The organism is Fulvivirga aurantia (assembly GCF_009711475.1).
Lineage (GTDB): Bacteria > Bacteroidota > Bacteroidia > Cytophagales > Cyclobacteriaceae > Fulvivirga > Fulvivirga aurantia.
This window is the reverse complement of sequence record NZ_SMMD01000420.1, coordinates 1-2,560: the sequence shown is the minus strand read 5'-3', so window position 1 is coordinate 2,560 and position 2,560 is coordinate 1. Positions and strand designations below refer to the sequence as shown.

4 protein-coding genes are annotated in these 2,560 nt (G+C 39.9%); all 4 read right to left on the bottom strand.

Annotated elements, in window-relative coordinates:
• Window positions 1–179 precede the first annotated feature (179 nt).
• A complete protein-coding gene (locus tag E1176_RS02525; RefSeq protein WP_155209008.1) occupies window positions 180–974 on the bottom strand; it encodes an inositol monophosphatase family protein in 795 nt (264 codons plus the stop codon).
• The gene (locus tag E1176_RS02520; protein ID WP_155209007.1) at window positions 971–1,729 is read right to left on the bottom strand and encodes a hypothetical protein; all 759 of its coding nucleotides are present in this window, start codon (window positions 1,727–1,729) and stop codon (window positions 971–973) included. The genes E1176_RS02525 and E1176_RS02520 overlap by 4 nt, the downstream gene beginning before the upstream one ends.
• Window positions 1,716–2,396: a 16S rRNA (cytidine(1402)-2'-O)-methyltransferase gene (gene rsmI / locus E1176_RS02515; RefSeq protein WP_155209006.1), complete on the bottom strand. Its 681-nt coding sequence runs from the start codon at window positions 2,394–2,396 to the stop codon at window positions 1,716–1,718. Before rsmI ends, E1176_RS02520 begins: the two co-directional genes overlap by 14 nt.
• A gap of 5 nt (window positions 2,397–2,401) precedes the next feature.
• Window positions 2,402–2,560 (bottom strand): 4a-hydroxytetrahydrobiopterin dehydratase (locus E1176_RS02510; protein WP_155209003.1); only part of this gene is annotated, 159 nt, incomplete at its 5' end.

The following is a 2,560-nucleotide window of genomic DNA, read 5'->3' as shown; positions in this document are numbered from 1 at the left end:
TGCAAAAAGATTATGGTAAAATATATCAATCTGATATTCCAAAAGAGAATTTAGTAATAGCCAAAGAGTTTGAAGATATCGATGTGAAGGTTCTTATCCAGGATCTCAATATGGAAAACTGGCAAGGTGAAGTGAAACTAAATTATATGAATTTTAAACTTTTACTTCGATTTAAGTAGTTAGGCGAGCCAGTGTTTTTGTATAACCTCGAGCATTTCAGTGTGAACAGGTCCTGCGGCTAAGATTTCACGGCCGAAAATATAATCAGGGCCACACTTAAAATCCGTCACATTACCACCTGCACGTTCTACGATAAAAGCACCTGCTGCCACGTCCCAGGCGTTTAGATTGTATTCAAAAAAGCCTTCAAACCTGCCACAGGCTACATAAGCGAGGTCAACTGCAGCACTTCCCATTCGTCTTAGGCCATGGGTTTGTTGCATAAAATCATTGAGTATCGACAAATATTTCGACATTTGCTCAAAATCATAATAAGGGAAACCAGTGGCTAATAAACTACCGCTTAACTTAGGTACTTTGGAGACACTAATGACCTGATCATTTAAATATGCGTTTTCACCTTCTATAGCGTAAAAGCATTCGTCTTTATTGATTTCATAAACGATGCCTAAAACTATTTTATCTTCGGCCATGAGGGCCAGGCTAATAGCATATATTGGCAGACCATGCGTAAAGTTGGTCGTACCATCTAACGGATCGATGATCCAGTTGTAAGTGTCGCCAGTCTTGTCAGAAGTGCCTTCTTCTGCGATAAACCCAGCTTCAGGTAAAATTTCCGAGCAACCGGCTACGAGTTGCTTTTCGGCCTCTTTGTCCACATAAGATACCAGATCATTAAAACCTTTAAGCTCAATATCTGATTTGGTAAAGTTGTCGCTTTCTTTTCTGATGAAATCTCCAACCTCTATTACTAATGATTTGGTACGTTCAAGTGTCTTACTAAGATCAATCATTTAACTTCTTTTTTTACGAAAGCATAAAGTATAATAAGTACAGCTACCCAGGCAGAGGTACGTCCGAACACTTCCCCTGTTCGATCATAGTGACCAACCTCTATCAGATAACCACTATAAGACTTTTGAACAAGCTCAGAAGTAATAGGCGGCACATCAAAAGTGATAAAGTACGATATAATGATTGGTAAAGCTATGCCGATGATACAGTAGCTTAGCGTGAGCCATCTAAACCTACCTTCTAATATTCCGCCATCTTTGAATAGAGAAAGGTACAGTAATATATTGCCTATGAGTATCCAACAGCTCACACCGGTAAGTCCGCTTGAGGCACTCCATGGAATGAAAGGTGTTACTTCCAAGGCATTGCCTAGAAGAACATGAGCAAACTCTGGATTTAAGCTTATCGCCACATACTCAAGTGCCAACCAATAAATAACGAGGGTTAGCAATCCTATTTTATTCTTTGAATAGCGATTAGTGAATGTATAGATCACCGTGCTTAGCCATACTAATACAGAAAAACTCAGTGCAAGCCACAGGTTTAACTGGCTTAATAGCGCCCAAATACCAAAACTCACAACCAGAGCGATAAGCACTAATACATCTGCATGCTTAAATTTGAGTGGATGTTCTATTTGTAACAGTGCAAATAAAGGTGCAAGGCTCAAAAATATCGCGAGAGGAAAAAGTGTCTGGCCAATAACAAATAGCAAGACTGAGGATACTAATAAGATGAGGTTATTTCTTTCCATCTACCACGATTACAATTTCTCCCTTAACTGTGCCTTGCTCAAAATGCGTTTTGATCTCCTGAAGGGTTCCGTTTTTGGTTTCTTCATGCAATTTGGTGAGCTCTCTTGATACAGAGGCTTGCCTATCTTCTCCCATATACTCTATTAGCTGGCCGAGTGCTTTCACCAATCGATGAGGCGATTCATAAAGAACGATTGTACGCTCTTCTTCGGCCAGTGCTTTAAGCCGGGTTTGCCTACCTTTTTTGTGTGGTAAGAAGCCTTCGAAAACAAATTTATCTGAAGGAAGACCAGATTTTACTAAGGCTGGTATAAAAGCGGTTGGTCCTGGTAAACATTCAAGTTTAATATTATTTGCCAGACATTCTCTCACCAATAAAAATCCAGGATCTGAGATCGAGGGCGTACCGGCATCTGAAATAAGCGCCATGGTGCTCCCTTCTTTAAATTGAGTGATGAGTGCGTCTACCGTCTTGTGCTCATTGAAAATATGATAGCTTCTAAGCGGTTTATTAATCTCATAATGTTTGAGCAGCTTTCCCGAGGTGCGTGTATCTTCTGCCAAGATCACATCGACCTGTTTAAGTATATTCAGTGAGCGAAGAGTAATATCCTCCAGGTTGCCAATTGGGGTAGGCACCAAATATAATTGAGTTTTTTCAGTCAAGGCTTTTAGGCTAGTTTATCTATTTCTTCTGCTAGCTTTTTGTCCTTATCGGTTACGATATCACCAGCATCGTGAGTGTTTAGTTCAAATGAAACCGTGTTATAAACGTTTGACCAATTAGGGTGGTGATTCATTTTTTCAGCTACGATGGCCACTTTTGTCAT